The 13,460-nt window shown below is 72.9% G+C and carries 16 protein-coding genes; all 16 read right to left on the bottom strand.

Translation table 11 applies throughout. The annotated features are described in order from the left end of the window. From DRV96_RS00705 to cybH, 16 genes are read right to left on the bottom strand one after another with little or no spacing between them, the layout of a single operon-like run. On the bottom strand, positions 1-747 hold the full coding sequence (locus DRV96_RS00705; RefSeq protein ID WP_119286579.1) for a class I SAM-dependent methyltransferase: 747 nt from the start codon (positions 745-747) through the stop codon (positions 1-3). Further along, positions 744-2,432, bottom strand: a complete 1,689-nt coding sequence (locus DRV96_RS00700) for a hydrogenase maturation protein (protein ID WP_119286576.1) — start codon at positions 2,430-2,432, stop codon at positions 744-746. The genes DRV96_RS00705 and DRV96_RS00700 overlap by 4 nt, the downstream gene beginning before the upstream one ends. Positions 2,433-2,444: 12 nt before the next feature. Next, positions 2,445-3,497 carry a hydrogenase expression/formation protein HypE gene (gene hypE / locus DRV96_RS00695; protein ID WP_119286574.1) on the bottom strand — a complete coding sequence of 351 codons (1,053 nt, stop codon included), beginning with the start codon at positions 3,495-3,497 and terminating at the stop codon, positions 2,445-2,447. Beyond that, complete coding sequence (gene hypD / locus DRV96_RS00690) at positions 3,494-4,633, bottom strand: hydrogenase formation protein HypD (protein WP_119286572.1); 1,140 nt, start codon at positions 4,631-4,633, stop codon at positions 3,494-3,496. The genes hypE and hypD overlap by 4 nt, the downstream gene beginning before the upstream one ends. 4 nt (positions 4,634-4,637) lie before the next feature. Next, positions 4,638-4,886, bottom strand: a complete 249-nt coding sequence (locus DRV96_RS00685; RefSeq protein WP_119286570.1) for a HypC/HybG/HupF family hydrogenase formation chaperone — start codon at positions 4,884-4,886, stop codon at positions 4,638-4,640. A gap of 3 nt (positions 4,887-4,889) precedes the next feature. Then, positions 4,890-7,193: a carbamoyltransferase HypF gene (hypF, locus tag DRV96_RS00680; RefSeq protein ID WP_119286568.1), complete on the bottom strand. Its 2,304-nt coding sequence runs from the start codon at positions 7,191-7,193 to the stop codon at positions 4,890-4,892. Between the two features lie 3 nt (positions 7,194-7,196). Then, positions 7,197-8,231 carry a hydrogenase nickel incorporation protein HypB gene (gene hypB / locus DRV96_RS00675; protein WP_119286565.1) on the bottom strand — a complete coding sequence of 345 codons (1,035 nt, stop codon included), beginning with the start codon at positions 8,229-8,231 and terminating at the stop codon, positions 7,197-7,199. A 16-nt stretch (positions 8,232-8,247) separates the two neighbouring features. Then, positions 8,248-8,589 carry a hydrogenase maturation nickel metallochaperone HypA gene (gene hypA, locus DRV96_RS00670; RefSeq protein ID WP_119286563.1) on the bottom strand — a complete coding sequence of 114 codons (342 nt, stop codon included), beginning with the start codon at positions 8,587-8,589 and terminating at the stop codon, positions 8,248-8,250. Then, on the bottom strand, positions 8,582-9,703 hold the full coding sequence (locus DRV96_RS00665) for a nickel-dependent hydrogenase large subunit (protein WP_119286560.1): 1,122 nt from the start codon (positions 9,701-9,703) through the stop codon (positions 8,582-8,584). Before DRV96_RS00665 ends, hypA begins: the two co-directional genes overlap by 8 nt. A 7-nt stretch (positions 9,704-9,710) precedes the next feature. Next, positions 9,711-10,247: a [NiFe]-hydrogenase assembly chaperone HybE gene (hybE, locus tag DRV96_RS00660; protein ID WP_119286558.1), complete on the bottom strand. Its 537-nt coding sequence runs from the start codon at positions 10,245-10,247 to the stop codon at positions 9,711-9,713. After that, the gene (locus tag DRV96_RS00655) at positions 10,240-10,455 is read right to left on the bottom strand and encodes a rubredoxin (RefSeq protein ID WP_119286555.1); all 216 of its coding nucleotides are present in this window, start codon (positions 10,453-10,455) and stop codon (positions 10,240-10,242) included. Before DRV96_RS00655 ends, hybE begins: the two co-directional genes overlap by 8 nt. 18 nt (positions 10,456-10,473) lie before the next feature. Beyond that, entirely contained in the window at positions 10,474-11,328 is an 855-nt protein-coding gene (locus DRV96_RS00650) for a hydrogenase expression/formation protein (RefSeq protein WP_162910916.1), read from the bottom strand. Positions 11,329-11,365: 37 nt separating this feature from the next. Further along, positions 11,366-11,830: a thioredoxin domain-containing protein gene (locus tag DRV96_RS00645; protein ID WP_119286551.1), complete on the bottom strand. Its 465-nt coding sequence runs from the start codon at positions 11,828-11,830 to the stop codon at positions 11,366-11,368. Then, complete coding sequence (locus DRV96_RS00640; RefSeq protein ID WP_119286548.1) at positions 11,827-12,132, bottom strand: HypC/HybG/HupF family hydrogenase formation chaperone; 306 nt, start codon at positions 12,130-12,132, stop codon at positions 11,827-11,829. The genes DRV96_RS00645 and DRV96_RS00640 overlap by 4 nt, the downstream gene beginning before the upstream one ends. Then, positions 12,132-12,767, bottom strand: coding sequence for a HyaD/HybD family hydrogenase maturation endopeptidase (locus DRV96_RS00635; protein ID WP_119286546.1), 636 nt, complete (start codon positions 12,765-12,767; stop codon positions 12,132-12,134). The genes DRV96_RS00640 and DRV96_RS00635 overlap by 1 nt, the downstream gene beginning before the upstream one ends. A gap of 2 nt (positions 12,768-12,769) precedes the next feature. Further along, positions 12,770-13,456, bottom strand: a complete 687-nt coding sequence (gene cybH / locus DRV96_RS00630) for a Ni/Fe-hydrogenase, b-type cytochrome subunit (RefSeq protein ID WP_119286543.1) — start codon at positions 13,454-13,456, stop codon at positions 12,770-12,772. Positions 13,457-13,460 lie beyond the last annotated feature (4 nt).

The raw sequence follows: 13,460 nt of genomic DNA, 5'->3' as shown, positions 1-13,460 counted from the left end.
TCAAGTCGTGGCCCGCGTCGCCGCGCCGCCGGCGCGCGTGCCGACATGGATGCAGGCGATGCCGAAGCTCAGGTCGCGGTAGTGCACGTCGGTGAAGCCCGCGCGCGCGATCAGCGACTGGAACGTGCGCTGGTCGGGAAAGCGCCGGATCGACTCGACCAGGTACCGGTACGCCTCGGGCGAGCGTGCGATCCACGCGCCCAGCCGCGGGATCACGGCGAACGAGAACAGGTTGTAGAACGGCCGCACCGGCGCCCACGGCGTCGAGAACTCGAGGCACAGGAAGCGGCCGCCGGGCTTGAGCACGCGCAGTGCCTCGGCCAGCGCCGCGTCGAGGTGCGTGACGTTGCGGATCCCGAATGCGATCGTCAGCGTGTCGACGCTCGCGTCGGGCAGCGGCATGCCCTCGGCGGTGCCGGCCAGCCAGAGCACGTGCGGATGACCGCGGTCGCGGCCGACCTGCATCATCGCCAGGCTCGGGTCGCACACCGCGACGAGGCGGTCGGGCCCGGCCATCCGCGCGGCGACGTCGCCGGTGCCGCCGGCGAGGTCGACGATGACTTGCCGAGCCTGCGGCCGGGCCATGCGCACCAGCGTGCGCTTCCACAGCCGGTGGATGCCCAGGCTCATCAGGTCGTTCATCAGGTCGTAGCGCCTGGCCACGGCCTCGAACACGCGGCGGATGCGCTGCTCGCGCTCGCGGGCGTCGACGTCGTGGCGGCCGAAGGTGCGCGACAGGTCGTTCATCGGTGGATGGCCAGGTGCCGCGGCGTCCACGACGGCGCGACGCGGCGCACGAAGTTCGAGCGCGCGACGTGGTAGCTGGTGTCGAAGCCGTAGAAATTGCGCCGCATGCGCTCGAGCTCGTCGGTGCGGTAAGCGGCCAGCGGCCGCGCGGCCTCGTCATCGGCGCGCTGGCGACGGCGCGCCTCGACGAGCGCAGGCCACTCGGGGCTCACCGCGAGTGCCGCGGCACGCTCGACCACCGTCGCGAGGAAGTCGTCGGGCCGATTGCCGAACACGTCGTCGACGAGGCCGAGCTGCCGCGCCTGCGCGGCCGACAGGGGCAGCCGACGCCCCATCACGTCGGCCGGCGTGCCGCACTTCAGGCGGCGTGGCAGCAGGTAGGTCCAGTACTCCGACCCGTAGAGGTTGCCCATGTTCTTGTAGTGCGGGTTCAGCACGACGCCCGGCCGCGCCCACACCCACGACGCCGCGAGCGCGAGGAACGCGCCGCCGGCGCCGGCGTTGCCCTGCAGCGCCGCGACGACGAGGCGGTCGGTGGTCTCGATCAGCGCCTGCGCGACGTCATCGATCGCGTGGATGTTGCGCCACGACTCGTCGGCCGGGCTGTCGGCGGCTTCGATGACGTGCAGGTGGATGCCGTTGCTCCAGAAGTCGGGCCCTCCGGCGAGCACGAGCACGCGCGTGGGCTGGGCGAGCGCGAAGCGCAGCGCCTCGAGCAGGCGGCGGCACTGCGCGGTGCTCATCGCGCCGTTGTAGAAGGGAAAGTGCAGCACGCCGACGTGCCGGCCGCGCGCCTCGTAGCGGATCTCGCGCCAGCCGGCGTCGGCCGGGGCGTCGAGCGCGAGCGGGCGCTCGGGCAGCGTCGCCGACTCGCGCGCGAAGGCGAGCGCCGCGGGCAGCTTGAAGTCCGTTTCGGTGTCGGTGCGGCGCACGTGCCCGATCCACACCGCGCCGTCGACGGTGGCGCGCAGCAGCGCGTCGCCGCGGCGCGCGAGCACCTCGCCGGGCGCGGCGTCGCGAACGCCCGGCTCGGCGTGCGCGTCGTACAGGTGACAGGGTGCGCCGAACAGTTCGTCGAGCACGCCGGGCACGCCGTCGGCGGCGCGAATCTTGCGCAGCACGGTGCGCGTGTCGTCGCGGCGCCAGTCGATGCGCCGCTCGGCCTGCGTCATCAGCGGCCGCCAGCGGCCGCGCGGGTCCGGTGGCGGCGCCGGCGGCGCGACGGCGCCGCAGCGCTCGAAGTGCGCGACGGCGGCGAGCACCGCCCGCGACGCGGCCTCGGTGACCTCGTGCCGATACAGGCTCGACTTCGTCGCTTCGCGCATCGTGAACGTTTCGCTTGCCCACACCGGCCCGGCGTCCATCTCGGCGGTGGCCTGCAGCACCGTCACGCCCCAGGTGGGCTCGCCGTCGGCCACCGCCCGGTCGAGTGCCGACGGGCCGCGATCGCCGACGACGCCCGGGTGGACGACGAGGCACGGCAGCGCGCGCCACACGGCCTCGGGGATCGCACGCTTGAGGAACGTCGCGACGACGAGCGACGGGCGCCAGCGCTCGAGCGCTTCACGGGTGACGGCATCGGCGATGTCGAACTCTATCGCGACGTCGTGGCCAGCAGCCGTCAGGTCGAGGTACAGACGCTGCGTCAGGCTGTTGAAGCTGCGCGTGAGGAACAGGATGCGCATCGGCGGGGGGCGTCAGCAGATGCGCGGCAGCTGGTCGCCCGTGAGCCAGTCGACGATGCGTTTGCCGCCGAAGCGCGTGCGCATCTGCACGAAGTGGTGCGCGTCCTCGACGACCTCGCCGATCAGCGCGGCGTCGCGTCCGAGGGGGTGCGCGCGCATCGTCTCGAGCAGCCGCTGCGCGTGCTCGGGCGGCACGATCGCGACGAGCTTGCCCTCGTTGGCGACGTACAGCGGGTCCAGCCCGAGGAACTCGCAAGCGGCCTCGACCTGTCGGCGCACCGGGATCGCGGCCTCGTCGAGCAGCATGCCCACGCGCGACTGCCCGGCGATCTCGTTGAGCGTCGTCGCCAGCCCGCCGCGCGTCGGGTCACGCAGCACGTGCACCTGAGGCACTGCGTCGACGATCGCGGCGACGAGGCCGTGCAGCGCGGCGGTGTCCGAGCGCAGGTCGGTACCGAACGCGAGCGATTCGCGCAGCGACATGATCGCCATGCCGTGGTCGCCGATCGTGCCCGACACGACGATGCGGTCGCCCGCCCGGGCGCGGTCGCCCGAGATCTCGAGCCCGTGCGGCACGACGCCGACGCCGGTCGTCGTGATGAACACGCCGTCGCCCTTGCCGGCCTCGACGACCTTGGTGTCGCCGGTCACGATGGGCACGCCGGCATCGCGCGCGGCAGCGGCCATCGAGTCGACGATACGCTTGAGGTCGGCGAGCGCGAACCCCTCCTCGAGGATGAAGCCGGCGGCCAGGTGCAGCGGCCGCGCCCCGCTCATCGCCACGTCATTGACCGTGCCGTGGACGGCGAGGCAGCCGATGTCGCCGCCGGGGAAGAACAGCGGCGAGACGACGTGGCAGTCGGTGGCCATCACGAGCCGCCCCTCGGGCTGCGGCAGCAGCGCGCCGTCGTGGCGCCGCGCGAGCCACTCGTTGTCGAACGCGGCGGCGAACAGCTGATCGACGAGCTGGGCCATCGCGCGGCCGCCCGCGCCGTGCGACAGGTCGACGCGGCCGTGCCGCAGGTCGAGCGGGCGCACGTAGCCGCGCTTGACGGTGCCGCTCATGCCGCCACCACCGGGATCTCGCGGAAGCGCCCGTACGTGTAGTACGCCGCGCACGCGCCCTCGGACGACACCATGCACGAGCCGATCGGGTTCTCCGGCGTGCACACGGTGCCGAACACCTTGCAGTCGCGCGGATGCTTGACGCCGCGCAGGATCGCGCCGCACTCGCACGCCTTGTGGTCGGCCACCGTGCGCGTCTGCAGCGCGAAGCGCCGCTCGGCATCGAACGCGGCGTAGGCCTCGCGGATGCGCAGTGCGCTGTAAGGCACCTCGCCGAGGCCGCGCCAGTCGAAGCTGCGGCGCAGTTCGAACACGTCCGCCACGAGCGCCTGGGCCTTCGCGTTGCCCTCGCGCGTGACCGCGCGCGAGAACTCGTTCTCGACTTCGGCGCGGCCGTCGTTGATCTGCTGCACGAGCATCAGGATCGCCTGCATCACGTCGAGCGGCTCGAAGCCGGCGATCACGACCGGCTTGCGGTACTCCTCGGCGAAGAACTCGTACGGCTGGCTGCCGATGACCGTCGAGACGTGCGCTGGCCCGATGAAGCCGTCGAGCGCGAGCGTGCCGTACTGGCGCACCTCGGGCGACTCGAGGATGTGCGCGATCGCCGCCGGCGTCAGCACGTGGTTGCACACGACGCTGAAGTTCTTCAGGCCGAGCCGCGCCGCCTCGCGGATCACGAGTGCGGTCGGTGGCGTCGTCGTCTCGAAGCCGATCGCGAAGAACACGACCTCGCGGCCGGGCTCGGCCTGCGCGACCTTCAGCGCATCGGCCGGCGAGTAGACCATGCGCACGTCGCCGCCGCGCGACTTCGCCTTCAGCAGCGACAGGCCGTCGGAGGCAGGCACGCGCAGGCAGTCGCCGTAGGTGCAGACGATCGCGCGCTGTTCGAGCGCGAGGCCGATCGCGAGGTCGATGCGCCCGATCGGCAGCACGCACACCGGGCAGCCGGGGCCGTGGATCATGCGGATCGAGGGCGGCAGCAGGTCGGCGACGCCGTAGCGCGAGATCGCGTGCGTGTGGCCGCCGCAGAACTCCATCAGGTGGTAGGTGCGCCCGGCGTCGGCGGCGGCGGCGATCTTGGTGGCGAGGGTGCGGGCGAGGTCGCCGTCGCGGAACTCGTCGATGTACTTCATCGCATCACACGGGGCGAGGCTCGGGTGTGCCCGCGCTCGCGTCGGGCATCGCCGCGAATAGCGCGAGCGTGCGCTCGGCCTCGTCGGGGTCGAGCTTCGCGAGGGCGTAGCCCACGTGCACGATCACGTAGTCGCCGACCTGCACGTCGTCGACGAGCGCGAGCGAGATCTCCTTGCGGATGCCGTCGAGATCGACGATGGCGTTGCCGCCGTCGACCCGTTCGACGACGCGCACCGGAAGGGCCAGGCACATCGTTCAGCCTCCTGCCGTGATACGGGCGATCGCGACCCACGCCTGCCCGAGCGCGAGCCCGCCGTCGTTGGGCGGCGCCTGCCGGGCTTCGAGCACCGAGAGGCCCGCGGCCTCGAGCCGGGGCACGAGCAGCGCCGTGAGCAAGGCGTTGAGGAAACAGCCGCCGGCGAGCGCGACGTGGCGCAGCCCGGTCGCGGCGGCCGCCTGCGCCGCCCAGCGCGCGAGGCCGTCGGCCAGCGCCTGGTGGAACAGCGCCGCACCGTGCGCCGCCGCCTCGGGTGTGGCCGGCAGGTCGGCCAGGCGGGCCAGCAGCGGCGTCGGGTCGAGCACGCCGTCGGCGCCGAGCGTCACCAGCTCCCACAGCGCGGCGTCGGCCAGCACGGGCGCCGCGGCGGCCAGCGCTTCGAGCTGCATCGGCGCCTGGCCTTCGAAGGCGCTCGTCGCGCGCACGCCGAGCAGGGCCGCGGCGGCGTCGAACCAGCGTCCGAGGCTCGTCGTCGCCGGGCAGCGCACGCCGCGCTCGAGCATCTGCGCGACGGCGGCAGCGGCCGGCTGCGCGCCGAACCGCGTGACGATCTGCGCGCCGCGGCCCAGCCGGTGCAGCACCGCGGCAGCGAGACGCCACGGCTCGCGCGCCGCGACGTCGCCGCCGGGCAGCGCGATCGGCGCGACGTGGCCCAGCCGCTCGAAGTCGGCACCGTCGACGCGCAGCAGTTCGCCGCCCCAGGCGTGGCCGTCGGCGCCGAGGCCGACGCCGTCGAGCGCGAGCCCGAGCAGCGGCCCGGCGTGGCGGTGCTCGGCCGCGACCGCGGCGACGTGCGCGTGGTGGTGTTGCACGCCGAACGTCGGCAGTCCGCGCGCGGCGGCGAACTCGGCCGCGAAGCGCGTGCTGAAGAAGTCGGGGTGCAGATCGTGCGCGACCGCCTGCGGCTGCACGTCGAGCACGCGGCACAGGTGCTCGACCGTCTCGACGAGTGCGCGGCAGGTCGCCGCGTTGTCGAGGTCGCCGACGTGCGGCGACAGGAACGCTTCGTCGCCGCGCGTCAGGCACACGGTGTTCTTCAGCCATCCGCCGGTCGCGAGCACCGGGGGGCCTGCGTGGGGCAACCGCACCGGCAGCGGCGTGTAGCCGCGCGCGCGGCGCACGAACTGCGGCGCGCCGCGCGACGTCACGCGCACCACGCTGTCGTCACAGCGCGCGACGATGTCGCGGTCGTGCATCAGCAGCGCGTCGGCGATGCCGCCCAGCCGCTGCCGCGCCTCGTCGTTCCCGACGACGATCGGCTCGCCGCCGGGGTTCGCGCTCGTCATCACGAGCAGCAGGTCGGGGGCCTCGTACGAGAGCAGGAACTGGATCGGCGTGCACGGCAGCATCACGCCGAGGCGGTCGAGGCCCGGCGCGACGCCATCGAGCGCGTCGGGGCGGTCGGCGCGCAGCGGCAGCAGCACGATCGGCCGCGCGGGCGAGACGAGCAGCGCCTGCGCGGCCGCGTCGACGTGCACCCACTGCCGCGCCGCGTCGACGTCGCGCGCCATCACCGCGAACGGCTTTTCGTCACGCTGCTTGCGTGCGCGCAGCGCGGCGACCGCGGCGGCGTCGCGCGCATCGCAGGCGAGGTGGAAGCCGCCCAGACCCTTGATGGCCACGATGCGCCCGGCGCGCAGCAGCGCGATCGTCGCCGCGATCGCGTCGCCGGCGATCGGCGCGCCGCTCGCGTCGACGAGGGCGAGCGTCGGTCCGCAGACGGGGCACGCGTTGGGCTCGGCATGGAAGCGCCGGCTGGCGGGGTCGTGGTACTCGCGCCGGCACGCGGGACACAACGCGAACGTCGCCATGCTCGTCATGGCGCGGTCGTACGGCAGCGAGCGCGTCAGCGTGTAACGCGGCCCGCAGTTCGTGCAGTTGACGAAGGCATAGCGGTGGCGGCGGTCGGCGGGGTCGAACAGCTCGGCGAGGCACTCGTCGCACGTCGCCGCGTCGGGGGGGATCGCCGTCGTCACGCGGCCGGCGCGGCTGTCGCCGATCACGAAGCCGCGTTCGTGGCCGAGTGCGGTGCGCGGCGCCGACTCGACGCTGTCGATGCGCGCGAGCGGAGGCGCCTCGTCGCGCAGCCTGCGTTCGAACCGCGCGAGCGTCGCCGGTGCACCCTGCACCTCGATCAGCACGCCGTCGGCGTCGTTACGGACGCTGCCGCTGAGCCCGAGCCCGGTGGCCACCCGGTAGACGAACGGCCGGAAGCCCACGCCCTGCACGGCGCCGCGCACGCGGATCGCGCGGCGTTCGACGGCCTCGGCCTCGGCGAGCATCGCTCAGCCCGCCGCTCGCGGTGCCAGTCGCGCCAGCTGCGCCTCGAGCTCGGCGACGCGACGCTGCAGCTGTGCGACCTCGTCGCGGCGGCGCTGCCGCGCCGCCGCCGCGCCGCGCTCGATCCAGGCGATCCACGCATCGAGGCCATCGCCGCGGGTGGCCGACACCGGCAGCACCTCGATCGCCGGGTTCACGCGCCGAGCGTGGGTGACGCAGGCCTCGACGTCGAAGTGCAGGTGCGGCAGCAGGTCGACCTTGTTGAGCAGCATCAGCGACGCGGCGTGGAACATGTCGGGGTACTTCAGCGGCTTGTCCTCGCCTTCGGTGACCGACAGCACGACGACCTTGTGCGCCTCCCCGAGGTCGAACGCCGAGGGGCAGACGAGGTTGCCGACGTTCTCGATCATCAGCACCGAGTCGGGCGCCGGCGCGAGGCGCTCGATCGCGGTCTCGACCATCGCCGCGTCGAGGTGACAGCCCTTGCCGGTGTTGATCTGCAGCGCCGGCGCGCCGGTGGCGCGGACGCGGTCGGCGTCGCGCGAGGTCTGCTGGTCGCCCTCGATCACCGCCACCGGCAGCCGGCCCGCGAGGCGCTCGATCGTGCGCACGAGCAGCGTCGTCTTGCCCGAGCCGGGACTCGAGACGAGGTTGAGCGCGAACACGCCACGCTCGGCGAGCAGGCGGCGGTTGCGCTGTGCGTGGGCGTCGTTCTTCGCCAGCACGTCGCGCTCGACCTGGACCAGGCGCGAGGCCGGAGCCGGCGCGGTGACGACGGACGCGGCGCCGGTGCCGAGGGCCGCGTGCACGTGCGCGTGGTCGTGATGGTGGGCGTGGCGGTGCGTCGTACCGTCGGCATGCGTATGCAGGTGTTCGTGCACGTGCGCGGCCGCTGCGGCACCGTCGTGATCGTGGTCGTGGCCGTGGTCGTGGCTGTGTGGGTGCCGGTGCGTCGTCCCGTCGGCGTGCGTGTGCTCGTGGGTATGCGTCGCCCCCTCGATGTGGACGTCGTCGCTGCCGCAGCCGCAGGTCACGCACATGCTGGTTCTCCGAAGGTTAGGCGATTTCGAGGTCGATCACGCGCATGCGGTCGCCGCCGGTGACTTGCAGCTGCCAGCTGCCGCACGACGGACAGGCGTCGCCGCGCTGCGCGATCTCGACCGCCTGTGAGCACCGCATGCACCACGCAGTGCCGGGCGTTTCGACGATCTCGAGCGCGGCGCCGTCGGCCATCGAGCCTCGCATCACGACGTCGAAGGCGAAGCGCATCGCCTCGACCTCGACCTGCGACAGGCGACCGATCTCCAGGCGCACACGGCCGACGCGCGACCCTCCATGGGCGCGGGCGGTGTCCTCGACGATCTCGCGCACGCTCTCGGCCAGGGACATCTCATGCATCGTCGATCGTGACCTCGCAGGCCACACAGGGGTCGAGGGAATGTATCAGACGCGTCGCGCGCCGCCGCAGGACATCGGGGTCGGCGACAGGGCTTCCGACGAGGGCGCGCACGAGGGCGCCTTCGGGGTGGAAGTTCCACTCGGTGGGCGCGACGATCGTGTAGCCCGCGACGCGCGCATCGTCGCGCGCCGCGTCGACTTGCACGCGATGCAGCAGGACGCCGCGCGCGTTGTCGACCCACGCCACCGCGGCGCCGTCTCCGAGCGCGCGCACGCCGACGTCCGGCTCGAAGTCGCCGGCGAGCAGCCGGGCGAGCTCGCGCAGGCGCGCCACGAAGCGCGCGCGAAGGCAGCCGGCGTCGCGCGCGAGCACCGCCTGCACCAGCGCATCGCCGCGCTGGCGCGCGAGCGCCCCCGTCTCTGCGGCCGAGCCGTCCCAGTGGGGGCACTGCGCGAAGTCGGGCTCGCGTTCGAGCGACGCGACGAGCGCGGGCAGCGCCGCTGGCACATCGCAGCCCGCGAGCCATGGTACGGCGTCACCCTCAGTCGCGGCGCCGGGACGTGGCGCGCGCGCGTGCGGCGCGTCGGCGTCGCGGCGAAGGTCGCGCACGAAGCGTGCCGCGGCCGTCGCGCCACGGTCGCACCAGCGCTCGAAGGCGTCGACGTCGTCGAGGGCGAGGAATGCGGCCGCATCGACGCCGAACGCGGCACGCGCGAGGGCGTGGCGCGCGCCGCCGTCGGCCGGCGCGAGCGCGCGGCGTGCGGCGGCGACGGCGTCGTCGTGCGGCGATTCGCCGATCGCGCGCGGCATGTCGAGCAGCGTGCGCCAGGCGGCTTCGCGCAGCATCTCGGCGGCCACGGCGGCGCGCGCCGACGCGAGTCCCGCCAGCCCGACCGTACCGTCGACCGCCGCAGCGCAGGCCAGGGCGCTCGCCGCAGCCTGCGAGCGGCCGCAGATCGAGAACAGCAGCGGCACGGCGGCCGCCACTTGGGCGCGCGTGCGCCCGACGAGCAGCGTGCGCGCGACGTCGGGCCGCGTCGAGCGCACGCGAACGCTCGCCACCGTGGCGTGCGCGACCTGCAGGCTGACGTGCAGCGCACCTTCGATCGCCATCGGGGGATCACCGGCGGCCGAACAGGAAGTCGCGCTTGCTCATCGAGGTCGGCCCGTGGCCGGCCGTGCGGGTGGTGCGTGCAGCGTCGGGAGCGTGCGGCACCGCGTCCACGGCGCGCAACGACGCATCGAACAGCGCATCGAGCGCGGCGCGTGCGGTCGCGTGCGCAGCGGCGGCATCGGCGAACTCGAACATCGGCGAAAACAGCGAGCAGGCCTGGTAGTCGCCCAGCTCGGCGTCGCGCCCGCCGATGAACTCGAACACGCCGGCGGGAAACACGTACTCGCGCACCTCGCGCTCGCCGATCGGATGCCACCGCGAGACGTCGCGTGGCATCAACCACAGGTTCATGAACCAGGGGGTGACGAGCACACCCAGCCAGTGTGCCTGCCAGGGCTGGAATCCGAGCGCGGCGACGTCGAGGGCCGGGTTCACCGTCGGCAGGTCACGCATCGCGTCGCGCGCGATGGCGCGAAAGCGCGCTTCCAGCCGCGTCGCCGGACACGGCAGGCAGACGGCGGCCGTCGCGTCGGCGTCAGTCATCGAGCACGAGGAAGTGCTGCTTCTCGCACGAGCAGTTCGGGCACGTCCAGTGCGGCGGCAACTCGGTGAACGGCGTGCCGGGAGGGATCTGCCAGACGGGGTCACCGACCGCGGGGTCGTAGACGGTCCAGCAGACCTTGCACTCGAGCCGGGTCGTCGGGCCGATTTCGCCGTGGCGGCCCGTGGAGGTAGGTGCAACGTCACTCATCGTCGGAACCTCGGCGCCTCAGGCGGCGGCGATCGAATCGCTCATCCATTGCACGAGCTCGTCGAGGCGTGCACGCGCCTCGACGAGGTCCTCGCGCGAGGCGACGGCGACGGCCGGCACGTCGACGACTTCGACCGTGTTCAGGATCAGCGTCTGCATGTTGTTGAAGTACTGCACGCGCCAGACGTTGCGCACCGCGGTACTGCTGATGCGGCAGTTGCCGAAGCCGCGTGACAGCAGCACGACCGAGCCACCGTCGAGCAGGGCGTCGAGGTGTGCGTTGTCCTCGGGGGACAACGGCAGCAGCGACAGGTTGATCACGTGCGCCGGCACGCCGGGTGCGCTGCAGTCGACCGCATGCTGCAGTTCGTGCAGCAGCGCCGGCACGTTCATCGCGCCGGCCGGCAGCGGCAGCTCGCGCAGTTGCGCTGACGCGTGCTCGGCGGCGCGCTGCACGACGACCGGCGGCACCGGCGCGGCGAGCAGGTAGTCGTGTACGACCCGGCCCTGGACCACGTGCTGCTCGCGCCACACGCCGCAGAACACCGTCTCCTGGATCCGGATCGACTGCGCGGCGTCGACGATCGCTGCGACCTCGCCTTCGCCGAGCGTCTCGTTGAGCACGCGCAGCGCGTCGGGCGCGAGGCCGGCGAGGTCGACCGCCGGCGCGTCGCCGCCCTCGGCGAGCCAGCGGTCGAGGTGGGCGACGAACGCCTCGAGCACGTCGCGCGCGCCCGCGACGTCGGTGCCGGGGCCGGGATCGGGCACGCGTGGCATCTCGAACGTGTTCATCTCGCGCGGCATCGGCATGTAGTCGAGCGTGTCGTCGGGTTCGGCGTCGGCGCTGCGGATCGGAATCGGGACGGCACGCATCGGGGGCTCCTGTCGGGGGTGGGCGGCGGGTCGCCGCTCAGTGACAGCCGGCGGCAGAACCGCCGGCCGCGGTGACACGGATGCCGACGCTCGGCGGCCGCGTCGGTGCGGACTGCAGCAGGCGCTCGACCTCGGCGACGTAGACGTCCCAGTCGCGGATGCCGTCGACGGCCCCGAGGTACTGGCCATCGCGCAGCATCACGAACGCCGGCCAGCGCGCGAAGCCGTAGCGCGGCGCGACGGCGCGCGCGTCATCGGCCAGCAGCAGGCCGACGCGGAATGCGCGGCCGAAAGCGCCGTACAGCTCGGGCACGACGACCGCGATGTCGAGGGTTTCCTTCAGGCGCGCCGGCTCCTCGGCGAACACGAGCATCGACACGCCCGGCTGCGCTGCCCAGGCGTCGAGGCCGGACGTGTCGAGCAGCACGGCGCGGGTTTCGCGGCACAGCCGCTCGAGCAGCGGATGCAGCGCGGGCGGGGTGGTCAGGGTGGCGGCACTCATCGTTGGTCCTCGAGCAGGTGCGCCGGCAGCGTCGGCACGCGGCCGACCAGGTCGGCAAAGAAGTCGTCGACGTCGGCGGCGCCGTCGAACACCGCGGCCATTGCCCGCCGGCCGGCACGCACGGCTGCAGCCTCGTCGGCGTCGAGCACCTGGCGCGCGGCGCCGTGGAAGGCGAGCACCCAGGTGCCGGGCGGCTGCTCGCCGACCAGGAGCATGTCGATGAGTTCGCGCTGCCCGTCGGCTTCGCACCAGGCACGGGTGCCGTCGCAGGCGACGACCTGCAGCGGTGCGCCGATGCACATCAGCGCGCCCCTTCCGACCGCGCGCCGAGAAAGCGCGCGTCGCCGTAGCGGCAGGCGTCGAGCGCAGACGGGCGCCCGTCTTCGTATGCGCCAATCGCCAGCGACTGCGCGTGCAGCGGTTCGGGCGGCGGGGTCTCGCGCGCGCGCACGTCGACGCCCCAGGCGCGCAATTCGTCGACGGCCAGCGCGACGGCTTCGTCGACGCGTTCGCGCACCAGCGGGCTGAGGCTGCCGCCGAGGTCGTCGAGCACCGCCGGCTGCACGCCGATCAGCGTGATGCGGCGCGGAAAGCGGTCGCGCAGCCGGGCCAGCGCAAGCAGTTCCTGGAAGGTGGCCTGGTGCAGGCTCATCGCCTGGTCGGTCCACACCGGTATGGCGTTGTCGCGCAGCACGCGCAGCGCGCCGGGCTCGAGCCCGTAGTCGATCGCGTCGAACACCAGCACCCGCGGCGCCGAGCAGACCTCGTCGAGCAGGTAGATGCCCTGCGTGCCGCCGTCGACGAGCCGGACATGCCCGGGCAGTTCGACGTCGCGGTGCAGGGCCTCGAGGGCGCGCACGCCGAAGCCTTCGTCGGCCCACAGCAGGTTGCCGATGCCCAGCACCAGCACCGGCTCGGCATCGCAAGTGCCCGCCATGCTCACTTCTCGACCCGCCAGCCGTTGACCATCGTGCTGATCACGGTCTCGCCCGAGCAGATGTCCTCGCGGACCACCATGTACAGGTGCACGATCGTGAACACGAGCAGGTACCACATGCCCAGGTGGTGCAGCGTGTGCACGTTCATGCTGTAGCCGAGCAGCGGCAGCACCCACGAGGAGAAATACTGGTGGGCCCAGCTGTCCATCCCGGTGCCCTCGCCGTACAGCGCGAAGCCGGTGACGATCATGAATACGGTGCCGAGCACGTACATGAAGAACATCGCCGCCATCGCGAGCGGGTTGTGGCCCTGCCAGGCTCGGGCCTTCGATTTCAGGAACAGGTAGTACTTGGTCTGGTCGATCAGCCCCGACCACCAGGACGGCTTGAGCATGTGCAGCGACACGAGGAAGATCTCGCGCGCGAAGCGGTTGCCGACGAACACCCACAGCACGCGCAGCGCGAACAGGATGGCGAACACGTAGCCGGCGGCGAAGTGCGCGAAGCGGATGTAGCCGAACCAGAAATGGTCGCTGGCCTCGCCGCCGACCGACGGCGGCGGCGAGCCGATCAGGTAGCCGGTGACGGCGAGCACGACCATCGCGAGGGCCATGCCCCAGTGCCAGATGCGCACCGGGACCTGCCAGACGTAGACCGGGAACAGTTGCCCGTGGGTGGCGGTGTTCATGATG

Source organism: Azohydromonas sediminis (assembly GCF_003574675.1).
GTDB lineage: Bacteria > Pseudomonadota > Gammaproteobacteria > Burkholderiales > Burkholderiaceae_C > Calidifontimicrobium > Calidifontimicrobium sediminis.
Note: the sequence above shows the minus strand (reverse complement) of the source record. Positions and strands in the feature narration are given on the sequence as shown.